At 60.9% G+C, this 14,804-nt stretch carries 14 protein-coding genes; 5 read left to right on the forward strand and 9 right to left on the reverse strand.

The features are described 5' to 3' along the window. Positions 1 to 72: 72 nt before the first annotated feature. From fba to tkt, 6 genes are all read right to left on the reverse strand, one after another. Positions 73 to 1,137 carry a class II fructose-bisphosphate aldolase gene (gene fba / locus AC1D19_RS08130; protein ID WP_007981624.1) on the reverse strand — a complete coding sequence of 355 codons (1,065 nt, stop codon included), beginning with the start codon at positions 1,135 to 1,137 and terminating at the stop codon, positions 73 to 75. Between the two features lie 228 nt (positions 1,138 to 1,365). Next, positions 1,366 to 1,695 (reverse strand): MliC family protein, encoded by a 330-nt coding sequence (locus AC1D19_RS08135; RefSeq protein ID WP_477762906.1) that lies wholly within the window; start codon positions 1,693 to 1,695, stop codon positions 1,366 to 1,368. A gap of 56 nt (positions 1,696 to 1,751) precedes the next feature. Continuing rightward, positions 1,752 to 1,973, reverse strand: coding sequence for a hypothetical protein (locus AC1D19_RS08140; protein ID WP_108217004.1), 222 nt, complete (start codon positions 1,971 to 1,973; stop codon positions 1,752 to 1,754). A 35-nt stretch (positions 1,974 to 2,008) separates the two neighbouring features. Then, positions 2,009 to 3,172, reverse strand: coding sequence for a phosphoglycerate kinase (locus tag AC1D19_RS08145; protein ID WP_057712964.1), 1,164 nt, complete (start codon positions 3,170 to 3,172; stop codon positions 2,009 to 2,011). Between the two features lie 26 nt (positions 3,173 to 3,198). Then, the gene (gene epd / locus AC1D19_RS08150) at positions 3,199 to 4,257 is read right to left on the reverse strand and encodes an erythrose-4-phosphate dehydrogenase (protein ID WP_108229589.1); all 1,059 of its coding nucleotides are present in this window, start codon (positions 4,255 to 4,257) and stop codon (positions 3,199 to 3,201) included. Positions 4,258 to 4,438: 181 nt separating this feature from the next. Beyond that, positions 4,439 to 6,436: a transketolase gene (tkt, locus tag AC1D19_RS08155; protein ID WP_477752461.1), complete on the reverse strand. Its 1,998-nt coding sequence runs from the start codon at positions 6,434 to 6,436 to the stop codon at positions 4,439 to 4,441. Positions 6,437 to 6,697: 261 nt separating this feature from the next. Between tkt and AC1D19_RS08160 the strand changes: the two genes are divergently transcribed. From AC1D19_RS08160 to AC1D19_RS08175, 4 genes are all read left to right on the forward strand, one after another. After that, positions 6,698 to 7,693, forward strand: coding sequence for an ArsR/SmtB family transcription factor (locus tag AC1D19_RS08160; RefSeq protein WP_477762907.1), 996 nt, complete (start codon positions 6,698 to 6,700; stop codon positions 7,691 to 7,693). Between the two features lie 18 nt (positions 7,694 to 7,711). After that, positions 7,712 to 8,902 carry a methionine adenosyltransferase gene (metK, locus tag AC1D19_RS08165; protein WP_477752463.1) on the forward strand — a complete coding sequence of 397 codons (1,191 nt, stop codon included), beginning with the start codon at positions 7,712 to 7,714 and terminating at the stop codon, positions 8,900 to 8,902. 294 nt (positions 8,903 to 9,196) lie between these two features. After that, complete coding sequence (gene ligB, locus AC1D19_RS08170) at positions 9,197 to 10,876, forward strand: NAD-dependent DNA ligase LigB (RefSeq protein WP_477762908.1); 1,680 nt, start codon at positions 9,197 to 9,199, stop codon at positions 10,874 to 10,876. A 96-nt stretch (positions 10,877 to 10,972) separates the two neighbouring features. Continuing rightward, positions 10,973 to 11,368: a DUF1090 domain-containing protein gene (locus AC1D19_RS08175; RefSeq protein WP_108217011.1), complete on the forward strand. Its 396-nt coding sequence runs from the start codon at positions 10,973 to 10,975 to the stop codon at positions 11,366 to 11,368. 42 nt (positions 11,369 to 11,410) lie between these two features. Here AC1D19_RS08175 and AC1D19_RS08180 read toward each other — a convergent pair whose 3' ends face one another. Continuing rightward, entirely contained in the window at positions 11,411 to 11,860 is a 450-nt protein-coding gene (locus AC1D19_RS08180; protein ID WP_477752466.1) for a c-type cytochrome, read from the reverse strand. 128 nt (positions 11,861 to 11,988) lie between these two features. On the opposite strand from AC1D19_RS08180, the gene mltA reads away from it, so the two are divergent. Continuing rightward, complete coding sequence (mltA, locus tag AC1D19_RS08185) at positions 11,989 to 13,173, forward strand: murein transglycosylase A (protein ID WP_477762909.1); 1,185 nt, start codon at positions 11,989 to 11,991, stop codon at positions 13,171 to 13,173. 127 nt (positions 13,174 to 13,300) lie between these two features. Here mltA and AC1D19_RS08190 read toward each other — a convergent pair whose 3' ends face one another. Continuing rightward, the gene (locus tag AC1D19_RS08190) at positions 13,301 to 13,684 is read right to left on the reverse strand and encodes an MAPEG family protein (RefSeq protein ID WP_477752468.1); all 384 of its coding nucleotides are present in this window, start codon (positions 13,682 to 13,684) and stop codon (positions 13,301 to 13,303) included. 49 nt (positions 13,685 to 13,733) lie between these two features. After that, positions 13,734 to 14,567, reverse strand: a complete 834-nt coding sequence (locus tag AC1D19_RS08195) for an EamA family transporter (RefSeq protein WP_477762910.1) — start codon at positions 14,565 to 14,567, stop codon at positions 13,734 to 13,736. Positions 14,568 to 14,804 lie beyond the last annotated feature (237 nt).

Here is a 14,804-nt window from a genome sequence, read left to right on the forward strand (position 1 = left end):
ATCTTTTGATCTTGCGCTCACAAAAAACCCGCATTTCTGCGGGTTTTTCATGCGACTAAAACGCTGACGGTCTTAGTTGACCTTGGCGTTCAACTCACCTTTCAGGTAACGCTGGTACATCCCTTCCAGCGAGATCGCCTTGATCTTCGAAGCGTTGCCGGCAGTACCGAAGGCTTCGTAGCGAGCAATACACACATCGCGCATGGCGGTCACGGTGGCGCCGAAGAATTTACGCGGGTCGAACTCGCTCGGGTTGGTGGCCATCAGGCGACGCATTGCGCCAGTGGATGCCAGGCGCAGGTCGGTGTCGATGTTGACCTTGCGCACGCCGTGCTTGATGCCTTCGACGATTTCTTCTACCGGTACGCCGTAGGTTTCCTTGATGTCGCCGCCGTACTGGTTGATGATCGCCAGCCACTCTTGCGGAACCGAAGACGAACCGTGCATCACCAGGTGAGTGTTCGGAATGCGCTTGTGGATTTCCTTGATGCGGTCGATGGCCAGCACGTCGCCGGTAGGCGGCTTGGTGAACTTGTAGGCGCCGTGGCTGGTGCCGATGGCGATGGCCAGGGCATCAACCTGAGTGCGTTTTACGAAGTCAGCGGCTTCTTCCGGGTCGGTCAGCATCTGGCTGTGATCCAGAACGCCTTCGGCGCCGATGCCGTCTTCTTCACCGGCCATGCCGGTTTCCAGCGAACCCAGGCAGCCCAGCTCGCCTTCTACCGAAACGCCGCAGGCGTGAGCCATGGCCACGGTTTGTTGGGTAACACGCACGTTGTAGTCGTAGTCGGTCGGGGTCTTGCCGTCTTCACCGAGGGATCCGTCCATCATCACCGAGCTGAAGCCCAGTTGAATGGAGCGCTGGCAGACGTCAGGGCTGGTGCCGTGGTCCTGGTGCATGCACACCGGGATGTGCGGGAATTCTTCGATGGCTGCCAGGATCAGGTGACGCAGGAACGGTGCGCCGGCGTATTTGCGAGCACCGGCCGAAGCCTGGACGATCACCGGGGAGTCAGTCTTGTCAGCGGCTTCCATGATGGCGCGCATCTGTTCAAGGTTGTTGACGTTGAAGGCTGGAACGCCGTAGCCGAACTCGGCTGCGTGGTCCAGCATCTGGCGCATGCTGATAAGTGCCATTGTGTATATCTCTCCCGGTTGAGGGTCGTTAATCGTGCCAGCCTGCCGTAGCGGCGGCGGCTATTCAAGTTTTTGCAGATCGGGGGTTGGCCCGGACTGCGGATTTGGTGTTGCATCTGGTAGCTGCCGCCCCTGTAGGAGCGAGCCTGCTCGCGATGGTAGACCAGACAACGCGGGCATTCAGGCCCCCAGCGTTATCGTTAACGACCATCGCGAGCATGCTCGCTCCTACAGGTGACAGCCACGGCCAATCAAATCATTGGTGGCGACCCAGTAAACCAGGCCTTCCTCACCTTTTATGTGAAACGCCAGCATGTCATTGCTGTACAGCGAACCCGATGCACCCGGTTCCTGCTTCAAGCGGTAGACCTGATCGGCACCGCCCAGGCGCACGTCGACTTCTTTGCGGCTGTCGTCGATGTAGCGCCACAACACCTTGGCCTGGCTGTCGCAGGTCCAGGTGGTCCAGTTATCCACAGGCGCGGACGATTGGAACAGGTTCAACTGAGCACAACCCGCCAACAACGCCAATGCCGCAACTGCGATAAAACCTTTCATCCGTGTCCCTCGGCTGACGGCGCACACTGCCAGCCCTGAGTAAAGAGTCAGACCCGTCAAGGGCAGCCATGTTCCTTGGCGGGTGCCTGGGTCTCGTATTTGTCCAGACCCTCGGGACCTGCGCGCTTGTTGAGCACCGGGTTGGTTTCGGCCTGCCAGTCAGCCTGGTAGCAGCCTTTGTCCGACTCGGACGGCGCAGGTTCCGGTGTGGCCTTCGGGTTACTCCCGCACGCCACCAGTGAACCCGCGACGATCAACAGCGCTAACGTCTTGACCATGTAAACACTCCCTTGCCTGGTCAAACGGGCGACCCTCAGGCCTTGGCCCGGCTTTCCAGGACTTCAACGGCTGGCAGAACCTTGCCTTCGACGAATTCGAGGAACGCGCCACCACCGGTAGAAATGTAGGAGATCTGCTCGGCCACGCCATACTTGTCGATGGCAGCCAGGGTGTCGCCACCGCCGGCAATGGAGAACGCCGCGCTGTCTGCGATGGCCTGGGCCAGCACTTTGGTGCCATTACCGAACTGATCGAACTCGAACACGCCGACCGGGCCGTTCCACAGGATAGTCTTGGACGACTTCAGCAGCTCGGCGAAATTCGCCGCGGTCTGCGGGCCGATGTCCAGGATCATGTCGTCGGCAGCGACGTCAGCGATCAGCTTGACGGTCGCAGCGGCGCTTTCAGCGAACTCCTTGGCAACCACCACGTCCACTGGCAGCGGTACGCTGACCTTGGCGGCGATGGCGCGAGCGGTATCCAGCAGATCCGGCTCGTACAGCGACTTGCCGACTGGATGACCGGCAGCGGCCAGGAAGGTGTTGGCGATGCCGCCACCAACGATCAACTGGTTGCAGATCTGGCTCAGGCTGTTCAGCACGTCGAGTTTGGTCGACACCTTGGAGCCGGCAACAATGGCCGCCATCGGCTGGGCCGGAGCGCCCAGGGCCTTGCCCAGCGCATCCAGTTCAGCGGCCAGCAATGGACCTGCCGCAGCAACCTTGGCGAACTTGGCCACGCCGTGGGTCGAACCCTCGGCACGGTGAGCGGTGCCGAAGGCGTCCATCACGAACACGTCGCACAGGGCAGCGTATTGCTGGGCCAGTTCGTCAGCGTTCTTTTTCTCGCCTTTGTTGAAACGCACGTTTTCGAACAGCACGATGTCGCCAGCCTTGACGTCAACGCCGCCCAGGTAATCGGCCACCAGCGGCACTTCACGGCCCAGAGCGCGGCTCAGGTAGTCGGCGACTGGCTTGAGGCTGTTCTCGGCCGAGAACTCGCCTTCGGTCGGACGGCCAAGGTGCGAGCAGACCATCACGGCCGCGCCTTTTTCCAGGGCCAGCTTGATGGTCGGCAGCGAGGCCAGGATACGCGCATCGCTGGTGACAACACCGTCCTTGACTGGGACGTTGAGGTCTTCGCGGATCAATACGCGCTTACCTTGCAGATCGAGGTCGGACATCTTCAACACGGTCATGGGTCGCATTTCCTGAGTAGCTGATCTTAGAGAGCAGGTTTTTTTGAAGTCGCTGTTTGCAGATAGTGTTCTGCAACGTCCAGCATTCGGTTGGCAAAACCCCATTCGTTGTCGAACCAGGCCAGGATGTTCACCAGCCGTGGGCCGGAAACGCGGGTCTGACTGGCATCGACAATCGCCGAATGTGGGTCATGGTTGAAATCACAACTGGCGTGAGGTAACTCGGTATAGGCCAGCAGGCCTTTGAGCGGGCCGCTGGTGGCGGCTTCGCGCAGAATCCGGTTGACCTCGGTGGCGTCGGTCGCAGTGGCGGTCTGCATCGTGATATCGAGGCAGGACACGTTGACCGTCGGCACCCGCACGGCTTTGGCCTGAATTCGGCCGGCAAGTTCCGGCAGCAGGCGTTCGATACCACGCGCCAGACCGGTGGACACCGGAATCACCGACTGGAACGCCGAACGGGTGCGGCGCAGGTCTTCGTGGTGATAGGCATCGATGACCGGCTGATCGTTCATGGCCGAGTGAATAGTGGTAATCGACACGTAATCCAGGCCAATGGCCTGATTCAGCAGGCGCAGCAGCGGCACACCGCAGTTGGTGGTGCAAGACGCGTTGGACACCAGCAGTTCGTCGCCGGTCAGGCAATCCTGGTTCACGCCGTAGACGATGGTGGCGTCGACATCGGTCTCGCTGGCCATCGGCTGGGAAAACAGCACACGCGGGGCGCCGGCGTCGAGGAAACGCTGGCCGTCTTCGCGAGTGTGATAAGCGCCGGAGCACTCCAGCACCAGATCGACGCCCAGGGACGCCCAATCGATGCCTTCGGGGGTGGCACTGCGCAGGACCTTCACGCAGTCGCCATTGATATGCAGACAATCGCCGTCGACCTTCACTTCGCCGGGGAACCGGCCATGGGTGGAGTCGAAGCGTGTCAGGTATTCGATGCTGGCCATGTCCGCCAGATCGTTGATCGCGACAATCTCGAACCCGGCCTTGTCGCCTCGCTCGAACAACGCACGCAAGACGCAACGACCAATCCGGCCGTAGCCGTTGAGTGCAACTTTGTAGGGACGCGGTTGAGGCATGGGGTTCTCGATAGACGCAGGCAGATCGAAATCTAGTTAACAACGCAAACCCTGTAGGAGCTGTCGAGTGAAACGAGGCTGCGATCTTTTGATCTTGGTTTTGAAGATCAAGATCAAAAGATCGCAGCCTGCGGCAGCTCCTACAGGGGGCCGCGGTGGTCGTGAAACCACCGCGTCATGCTTAGTCTTCCAGCAGCTCTTCAGCCTGACCCAGGATGTTTTCCAGGGTGAAGCCGAACTCTTCGAACAAGGCTGGCGCAGGCGCCGACTCGCCGTAGGTGGTCATGCCGATCACACGCCCTTCCAGGCCCACGTACTTGTACCAGTAGTCGGCATGGGAAGCCTCGATGGCGATACGCGCGCTGACCTGCAACGGCAGGACCGCTTGCTTGTAGCCGGCGTCCTGGGCATCGAACACGCTGGTGCAAGGCATGGAAACCACGCGAACCTTACGGCCCTGCTCGGTCAGTTTGTCGAAGGCCTGAACGGCCAGGCCGACTTCCGAACCGGTGGCGATCAGGATCAGCTCAGGCTCGCCTGAGCAGTCCTTCAACACGTAGCCGCCACGGCTGATGTCGGCGATCTGCAGAGCGCTGCGGGTCTGGTGCTGCAGGTTCTGACGGGAGAAGATCAGAGCCGAAGGACCGTCCTTGCGCTCCAGTGCGTACTTCCAGCTCACCGCCGATTCAACGGCGTCGGCTGGACGCCAGGTATCGAGGTTCGGTGTGCAGCGCAGGCTGGCCAGTTGCTCGATTGGCTGGTGAGTCGGGCCGTCTTCGCCCAGACCGATGGAGTCGTGGGTGTAGACGTGGATCACGCGCTGCTTCATCAGGGCCGACATGCGTACCGCGTTACGGGCGTATTCCATGAACATCAGGAAGGTCGCGCCGTAAGGCACCAGGCCGCCGTGCAGGGCTACGCCGTTCATGATCGCGGTCATGCCGAACTCGCGCACGCCGTAGTACATGTAGTTGCCGCTGGCGTCTTCGGCGGTGACGCCTTTGCAACCTTTCCACAGGGTCAGATTGGAACCGGCCAGGTCAGCCGAACCGCCGAGGAACTCAGGCAGCAACGGGCCGAACGCGTTCAGGGCATTCTGGCTGGCTTTACGGCTGGCGATGGTTTCGCCCTTGGCCGCCACTTCGGCGATGTAGGCCGAGGCTTTTTCCGAGAAGTCAGCTGGCAGGTCACCGCTCAGACGACGCACCAATTCGTTGGCTTCGGTCGGGAAAGCGGCAGAGTAGGCAGCGAAACGCTGATCCCACTCGGCTTCCACGGCGCGGCCGGTTTCCTTGGCGTCCCACTCGGCGTAGATGTCGGCCGGGATTTCGAACGGGCCGTGATTCCATTTCAGCGCCGCACGGGTCAGGGCGATTTCCGCGTCACCCAGCGGGGCGCCGTGGCAATCTTCCTTGCCTTGCTTGTTCGGCGAACCGAAACCGATGGTGGTCTTGCAGCAGATCAGGGTTGGCTGCTCGCTTTTGCGTGCAGTGTCGATCGCAGTCTTGATCTCTTCCGGGTCGTGACCGTCGACATTACGGATCACTTGCCAGTTGTAGGACTCAAAGCGCTTCGGCGTGTCGTCGGTGAACCAGCCTTCGACTTCGCCATCGATGGAGATGCCGTTGTCATCGTAGAAGGCGATCAGTTTGCCCAGGCCCAGGGTACCGGCCAGGGAAGCGACTTCGTGGGAAATGCCTTCCATCATGCAGCCATCACCCAGGAATACGTAGGTGTGGTGGTCGACGATGTTGTGACCAGGACGGTTGAATTGTGCCGCCATGACTTTTTCAGCCAGGGCAAAACCCACGGCGTTGGCCAGGCCCTGGCCCAGTGGACCGGTGGTGGTTTCAACGCCCGGGGTGTAGCCGAGCTCCGGGTGGCCCGGGGTGCGGCTGTGCAGTTGGCGGAACTGCTTCAGGTCATCGATCGACAGGTCATAGCCGGTCAGGTGCAGCAGCGAGTAGATCAACATCGAGCCGTGGCCGTTGGACAGCACGAAGCGGTCACGGTCGGCGAACGATGGATTGCTCGGGTTGTGCTTGAGGTAGTCGCGCCAAAGTACCTCGGCGATATCCGCCATACCCATCGGGGCACCGGGATGGCCGCTGTTGGCTTTTTGCACGGCATCCATGCTGAGGGCACGAATGGCGTTGGCACGCTCACGACGGCTAGGCATCGCTGTTCTCCTGGGGGCTTGAATAAAACGAATCGGAAAAAAGGCGAGCATTTTCCCTCACCGGGCCGCCTCGGGGCAATGACAGATAGTCATCTGGAGGCGTTTTTCCAATGGATAACGACGTATTAACGTGATGAAACCTTTCTGCTCTGGCTTTGTTGACTGAACCTAACGTCAAGAAGTGCCATCTATCGAGCAATATCAAAACTTTTTGATATTGCTCTTGCGATGCTTTCGGCTCGTGACTAGACTGCCGGCCTTATGAACTTACGCGTGCCCTCCATTCAACATGACGATTGCGATGAACTGGCGGCCTTGTGCAAGGCTGGCGGCGATCCCCTGCGGTTGAATGTTTTGCGCGCACTGGCCAATGACTCGTTCGGTGTGCTGGAACTGGCGCAGATCTTCGGCATCGGCCAGTCAGGCATGAGCCACCACCTCAAGGTACTGGCCCAGGCCGGCCTGGTGGCAACGCGCCGCGAAGGCAACGCGATTTTCTACCGTCGCGCCCTGCCCCACACCGAACTGCCGGGCGGCAAATTGCACGCCGCCCTGCTCGAAGAAGTGGACAACCTGACGCTGCCGACCGACGTACAGTCGCGCATCGCCCAGGTCCATGGGCAACGGGCGGCCGCCAGCCAGGACTTTTTCTCTCGGGTAGCGGAGAAGTTTCGCGCCCAGCAAGACTTGATCGCCGGCCTGCCGCAATACCGCGAAAGCGTGGTGGCCCTGCTCGACAAGTTGAGCTTCGACAAAGACGCCACGGCCATTGAAGTCGGCCCCGGCGATGGCGCATTCCTGCCGGAACTGGCGCGCCGCTTCTCGCAAGTCACGGCGCTGGATAACAGCACCGCGATGCTCGAACTGGCGCGTCAGGTCTGCGAACGCGACAAGCTGACTAACGTTAGCCTGCAACTGGCCGATGCATTGAACGGCGTCAGCCTCAAGGCCGATTGCGTGGTACTGAACATGGTGCTGCACCATTTTGCCGCGCCGGCCGATGCGCTCAAGCACATGGCCAATTTGCTGCAACCAGGCGGTAGCCTGTTAGTGACAGAGTTATGTAGCCACAACCAGAGTTGGGCCAAGGAGGCCTGCGGTGATCTCTGGCTGGGGTTTGAACAGGACGATTTGGCCCGTTGGGCCACCGCTGCGGGACTCGCTCCCGGGGAAAGCCTCTATGTGGGCTTACGTAATGGTTTCCAGATCCAGGTCCGCCACTTTCAGCGACCGGCTGGCGACACTCACCATCGGTAAATTCAGGAAAACATCGAGATGAGCGAATACTCCCTTTTCACCTCCGAGTCCGTGTCTGAAGGGCATCCGGACAAAATCGCCGACCAGATTTCTGATGCGGTGCTGGACGCCATCATTGCTGAAGACAAGTTCGCCCGTGTGGCGTGCGAGACTCTGGTGAAAACGGGCGTGGCCATCATCGCTGGCGAAGTCACCACCTCGGCCTGGGTCGACCTGGAACAGATCGTTCGTGACGTGATCACCGACATCGGCTACACCAGCTCCAACGTCGGCTTCGACGGTGCGACCTGCGGCGTGATGAACATCATCGGCAAGCAGTCCCCTGACATCAACCAGGGTGTCGACCGTGCCAAGCCTGAAGATCAGGGTGCCGGCGACCAGGGCCTGATGTTCGGCTACGCCAGCAACGAAACCGACGTGCTGATGCCAGCACCGATCACCTTCTCGCACCAGCTGGTGCAGCGCCAGGCCGAAGCCCGCAAATCCGGCCTGCTGCCTTGGCTGCGTCCGGACGCCAAGTCGCAAGTGACCTGCCGCTACGAAAACGGCAAGGTTGTCGGCATCGACGCCGTTGTCCTGTCGACCCAGCACAACCCTGAAGTGTCGTACAACGACCTGCGCGAAGGCGTGATGGAGTTGATCGTCAAGCACGTGCTGCCTGCCGAACTGCTGAGCAAGGACACCCAGTTCCACATCAACCCGACCGGCCAGTTCATCATCGGCGGCCCGGTGGGTGACTGCGGCCTGACCGGTCGCAAGATCATCGTCGACAGCTACGGCGGCATGGCCCGTCACGGCGGTGGCGCGTTCTCCGGTAAAGATCCATCGAAGGTTGACCGTTCGGCAGCCTACGCCGGTCGTTACGTGGCCAAGAACATCGTTGCTGCCGGCCTGGCCGAGCGTTGCGAAATTCAGGTTTCCTACGCGATCGGTGTTGCTCAACCGACTTCGATCTCGTTGAATACCTTCGGCACCGGCAAGATCAGCGATGACAAGATCGTCAAACTGGTCCGCGAAGTGTTCGACCTGCGTCCATACGCGATCACCACCATGCTCGACCTGCTGCACCCGATGTATCAGGAAACCGCTGCGTACGGCCACTTCGGTCGCACCCCGGCAACCAAGACTGTTGGCGAAGACACCTTCACCACGTTCACCTGGGAAAAAACCGACCGCGCCGACGCTCTGCGTTCTGCTGCCGGCCTGTAAGATTTCCCCGCAACACCCGAAGCCCCGCACGGTTCGCGCCCTGCGGGGCTTTTTATTGCCTTGCGCTTGAGACCGTATGGCCTCTTCGCGAGCAGGTTCGCTCCCACAGTTGATCTTTGGCGTGACTGATATCTGTGGGCAAACGCAAATCCCTGAGGGAGCGAGCCTGCTCCGGGCGGCGTTCCGACGAAGAGGCCAGCACAGCCACCGGACATACCCGGCAAAATACCCCCTCTGCGCGCCACCCCATACTGACCTAGCCTTCACGCACCTCACCGAGCAAGGACGCTCAAGATGCTTCCCGACCTGCGCCTGTTTTTCGCCTTTCTACTGACCTTTGCCCACCTGACCGCCAATGCCACCGAGTGCCCGGACTGGCCATCCGAACGCGCCCTGAACGAAGTCAACAAACTGCAACAGCAAATCGACTTCTGGGACGACAGCTATCACCGCCAGGGACGCTCACTGGTCGCCGATGAGCTCTACGACCAGTCCCGCTCGCAACTCACCCAATGGCGCCACTGCTTCAACCTGAGCCCGTCCGCAGACCCCTTGCGCACTGCGCGCGGCACGCTGCCCCACCCCATCGCCCACACCGGCCTGGACAAACTGCATGATCGTCCCGCCGTGGAAAACTGGCTGCGTGACCGGGTGGACGTCTGGGTCCAGCCTAAAATCGATGGCGTGGCGGTGACCCTGGTTTACCGCAACGGTCTGTTGGCCCAGGCAATCAGCCGTGGTGACGGCGAAAGCGGTCAGGACTGGACGGCTCCGGCACGGCAGATTCCGGCCATCCCGCAACGGCTGTCGCAGGCCCGGGACGTGATCGTGCAAGGCGAACTGTATTGGCGCCTGACCGATCACGTGCAGGCCCAGGCCGGCAGCCTCAATGCTCGTGCCTCGGTGGCCGGCCTGATGGCACGCAAGGTCTTGAGCGCCGAACAGGCCGCCGGCATCGACCTGTTTGTCTGGGACTGGCCCCAAGGGCCGGCGAACGTACCCGCGCGTGCCGCGGCGCTGACTGCGCTGGGCTTCCCGAGTACCACGGCATACAGCCAGCCAATCACCTCCGTCACCGATGCCGAACGCTGGCGCGAACACTGGTATCGCTCCCCCCTGCCCTTTGCCAGCGACGGCATCGTCCTGCGCCAGAACCAGCGCCCGGCCGCCGAACGCTGGCAGGCCAGGTCACCTTACTGGGCCATCGCCTGGAAATACCCCTTCGCCCAGACACTGGCCGAAGTCCGCCAGGTTCACTTCAAAATCGGCCGGACCGGGCGGATCACTCCGGTACTTGAACTGATCCCGGTGAAGCTCGATGACCGGCAGATCAAACACGTCAGCGTCGGTTCGCTGCAACGCTGGCAGGCGCTGGACATACGTCCGGGTGACCAGGTCGCCATCAGCCTGGCCGGGCTGACCATTCCCAGGCTCGATAGCGTTGTATTGCGCAGCAGCGAACGCGCCGAATTGAACGCGCCGCTGGCAGCGGACTTTCATTCATTGAGTTGCTGGCGACCGACTCCGGGCTGTGAGAGCCAGTTTCTCGCGCGTCTGACCTGGCTCAGCAGCAAACAGGGTCTGGCGCTGCCCAATGTGGGTCCGGGCACTTGGGAAAAACTCCTTGCAACAGGTCGCCTGAACGGCCTGGTGGATTGGTTGACCCTCGATGCTCAAGAGCTTGCTACCATTGACGGTTTCGGCGAGCGCAGCGCGGCTCGCCTTGCAGACAGCTTCGACCGAGCCCGGCAACGCCCGTTCGCGCACTGGCTGAAAGCCCTGGGGTTGCCGCCGACAGGTCAGGTGCACCTCGGCAATTCATGGCAGGCACTGGCGCAGCGAGACATCGAACAATGGCGGGCCGAGGCCGGTATCGGTCCGGGACGCGCGGCGCAACTGAACGCCTTTTTCCGCGATCCGCAGGTCCTGGCCTTGAGTGAAACATTACGTGATGCGGGGATTGACGGCTTTTAGCGGTCAGCCTTGCGCCCAGCGGGAACCCCAGGGGACCGCCGGGCTCCAACAAGCCATTGCCACACCGGCCCGCTTGTCTTCTTACATGGAGCTTTTATGAAATTTCTTTCACCGCTCGTCCTGTTGGCCCTTTGCAGCGTGCTGGCCACCCCGTTGATGGCGGACGAGGAAGCGCCGGGGCTGACCGGTTGCGCGGCCAGGAAGCAAGGTATCGTCAACCAGATCGAATTGGCCAAGGTCCACGGCAACGCCGACCAGCAGGCAGGCCTGGAAAAAGCCCTGAGCGAAGTCGAGGCGAACTGCACCGACGCCTCGCTGAAGAAGGAACGGGAAAACAAGGTGCTCGACGCCAGGCACGAAGTCAGCAAGCGTCAGGCGGACCTCGACAAGGCCATGAGCAAAGGCGACTCCGACAAGATCAACAAGCGCAAAGACAAACTCGCCGATGCCCGCAAGGAATTGCAGGACGCTTTGGATGAGCTGGATAAGTAAGAACCGGAAAAAACCCAAGATCCACGGTGCCATCAGAACCAATCAATGATCCCGAAACGCCTTATGACACGCACTGCAAGCATCTTCGACTTTCTGCACCGCCGGCCCAAGATTGCTGGCCTTGTAGGGTTGAACCTGGCTGGCGATCACCAATTCACCGGTGGCGGATTCAAGGTCACGGGCCATGGCCTGGAAGCGCGCCTGCTGCTCCCAGACATCGCTCTTGGCGCTGGTGTGATCTTCCTCGCGCACCTGCGGAAAATGCTGCCACGGCTCACGGGACAGCGCATCGAGTTTCACCGAGCCCTTGGCGAACTTCGGGCCATCGAACGCAATGCGCCCACGCAGCATGCCGCCCAGGTCTTCGCCAGTCTTGAGCATCTGCTTGAAAATGGCCTTGCGCTGGCCGAGCGGCGAGTTGGGGTCGACTCCGCCACAAGCGGACAACGTCAGGCAGGCCAGCAATACAACAGAAAGTCTTTTAAGAGTCATGGTGGCTTCAGGTCACGGGAAACGGTGGCCAGTATCCTCGCGTCATCGGCAAAGACCAATAGCCCTATTATCAATAAGGGTTGTTTGAGCGCATGGAGCGCCCAGGCAACCGGCAAAGGAATCACTCCATGAACAGCCGTTTCAAGGCATGGCGTCACAGCCTGGCCTGGACCCTGCCGATGGTGGCCCTGCTCGCAGGCTGCACCGGTGGCGACAACCAACAACCGAAGACCCACGCTCTGGCGACCTATTCCAGTGCCACATGGGAAGCGCTGCCGGCGGTGTCCGACAACGACCTGGTCGCCGGCTTCGGCTCGTGGCGCAGCGCCTGCACCCGACTCAAGGCCGACCCGGTCTGGGGTGGCACCTGCACAGCGGCTGCCAACGTGCCGCAAACCGCCAGCGACATTCGCGGTTTTCTCAAACAGAACCTCGATGTCTATGGCCTGCGCGCCGCCAACGACAACCCCAGCGGCCTGATCACCGGCTACTACGAGCCGGTCTATCCCGGGAGCCTGACCCAGACCAGCGCGGCCAATGTCCCGGTCTATGGCGTCCCCGAAGACATGATCATCGTCGCCCTCGACAGCATTTACCCGGAACTCAAGGGCAAACGCCTGCGCGGTCGGCTCGAAGGTCGCGTGCTCAAGCCGTACGACGATTCGGCGACCATTGAAAGCAAAGGGGTCAAGGCGCCGGTCGTGGCCTGGCTGACCGATCCAATGAACCTGCAGTTCCTGCAAATCCAGGGTTCGGGTCGTATCCAGCTCGACAATGGCCGCCAGTTGCGCATTGCTTACGCCGATCAGAACGGCCATCCGTATCGACCGATCGGCCGCTGGCTGGTGGAACAGGGCGAGTTGAAAAAAGAAGACGTGACCATGGGCGCCATCAGCACCTGGGCCAAGGCCAATCCGTCGCGGATTCCCGAACTGCTCGGCAGCAACCCCAGCTACGTGTTCTTCACCCGTAACCCGGACAGCAACGAAGGTCCGCGCGGCTCGCTGAACGTACCGCTGACCGCCGGTTACAGCGCGGCAGTGGATCGCAAGGTCATTCCGCTGGGCAGCCTGTTGTGGCTGTCCACCACCAAACCGGACGGTACAGCCCTGGTTCGCCCGGTAGCAGCACAGGACACCGGCGGCGCCATTGCCGGCGAGGTTCGGGCGGATCTGTTCTGGGGCACCGGCGATGCAGCCGGGCAATTGGCCGGAGACATGAAACAGCAGGGGCAGATCTGGATGCTCTGGCCCAAAGGTGCGGCGCTACCACAAGTGCCGCAGGTGGCGGATACGGTTAAAGCAAATCCGTGAGCAACTGATTACTGTAGGAGCCGGCTTGCCGGCGAAGGCGGCGGGTTGATCAACAATGATGTCGCCTGACACTCCGCTTTCGCCGGCAAGCCGGCTCCTACAGGTCAATGGTGTCGGCGAAGATCTCTCAGACCGACACCACAAAGAAACTCACGATCAACGCTATCCCCACGAACCACACCAGCGACCGCAGTGTCGGCCAGTCCGCCAGGTAGCAAATGATGTAGAGCAGGCGACTGGTGATGAATAACACCGACAGCACATTGATCGTCACCAGTTCGGCATTGCCGGCCAGGTGCGCCACGATCACCGCCGCGGCGAACGCCGGGATCACTTCAAAACTGTTCAGTTGCGCCGCGTGCGCCCGTCTGCCCACGCCTTCCAGAGAGTCGAGAAAATCCCGAGGGTCATGATTGTCTTTCAGCCGGAACCCGCCACTGATCTTGGCGAACCACGCACACACATACGGCAGGAAAATCGCGATCAAAATGCACCACAGAGCCACCGTCATAACGCCGTCCTTTCTTCTAGTTGTGGAGAATTGAATTCCATCCGGGCGATCAAAATTTCATCACCAGTATGCCGATCATGACAAGGCTACAGGCGAGTAACCGTGGCCCGCCAAACGGTTCTTTCAGGTAACGCATGCCAAACAGCACCACCAGAATCACGCTGATCTCGCGCAACGCTGCGGCCTCGGCAATCGAACCCAACTGCATCGCCCACAGCACCAAAGCGTAGCTGAACAACACGCAGAACCCGACCGCCAGGCCCAGCCGCCACTGCTCGCGCCAGAACAGCATGAACGCGGGTCGTTTACGCACCACCGCCAATAGCGGAAACGGCCAGGCGCTGAGCAGAGTGACCCAGACCAGGTAATCCAATGGATGGGACCAACGCCGCAATGCCTGCCCATCGATGTAGGTGTAGCAACCGATGCACAGGCCGATCAGCGCCACCACCGGCAGCATTGACCACGGCAAACGCGCACCGCCGCCGCCCTGCCAGAGCAGGCACAGCATGCCGAACGGGATCAGCAGGATTCCGAAAATCTGTTGGTGGGTCAGCTCTTCCCCGGCAAAGATCAGCGTCAGCGCCAGCACCACCAACGGCGACAGGCCGCGCATCAACGGGTAAACCAGCCCGAGGTCGCCAACCCGATAGGCCTGGATCAACAAATAGCGATAGAGCAACTCGAACGCCGCCGATGCCAGGATCCACGGCCAGATCTCCAGCGGCGGTACGCTCAGGAACGGCAACATCAGTGCGACAAAGAGCAGCGCCACGCTGTCCATGCAGGCCACCACCAACAACCGCTCCGCACTGAACTTGATCAGGGTATTCCACGCCGCATGCAACAGCGCCGCGACCAACACCAACGCCGTCGCAAGCACGGCCTACTCCTTTTGTTGCCCGCCCCCTCCTCCGTAGGAGCTGCCGAAGGCTGCGATCTTTTGATCTTGAGAAGCAAAGATCGCAGCCTTTGGCAGCTCCTACAGAAGCGGATCAGAGAATTGATTCGCCATATATCAGTGGCTGTTTATACTGCAAGCGACCACGCCGCACTCAGTTGCGCACAGACTAATTCCAATAATAACTCTGCCCGGCCCGCTCTCGTCGAGAACGGTCGT

The organism is Pseudomonas sp. P1_C12 (assembly GCF_056406435.1).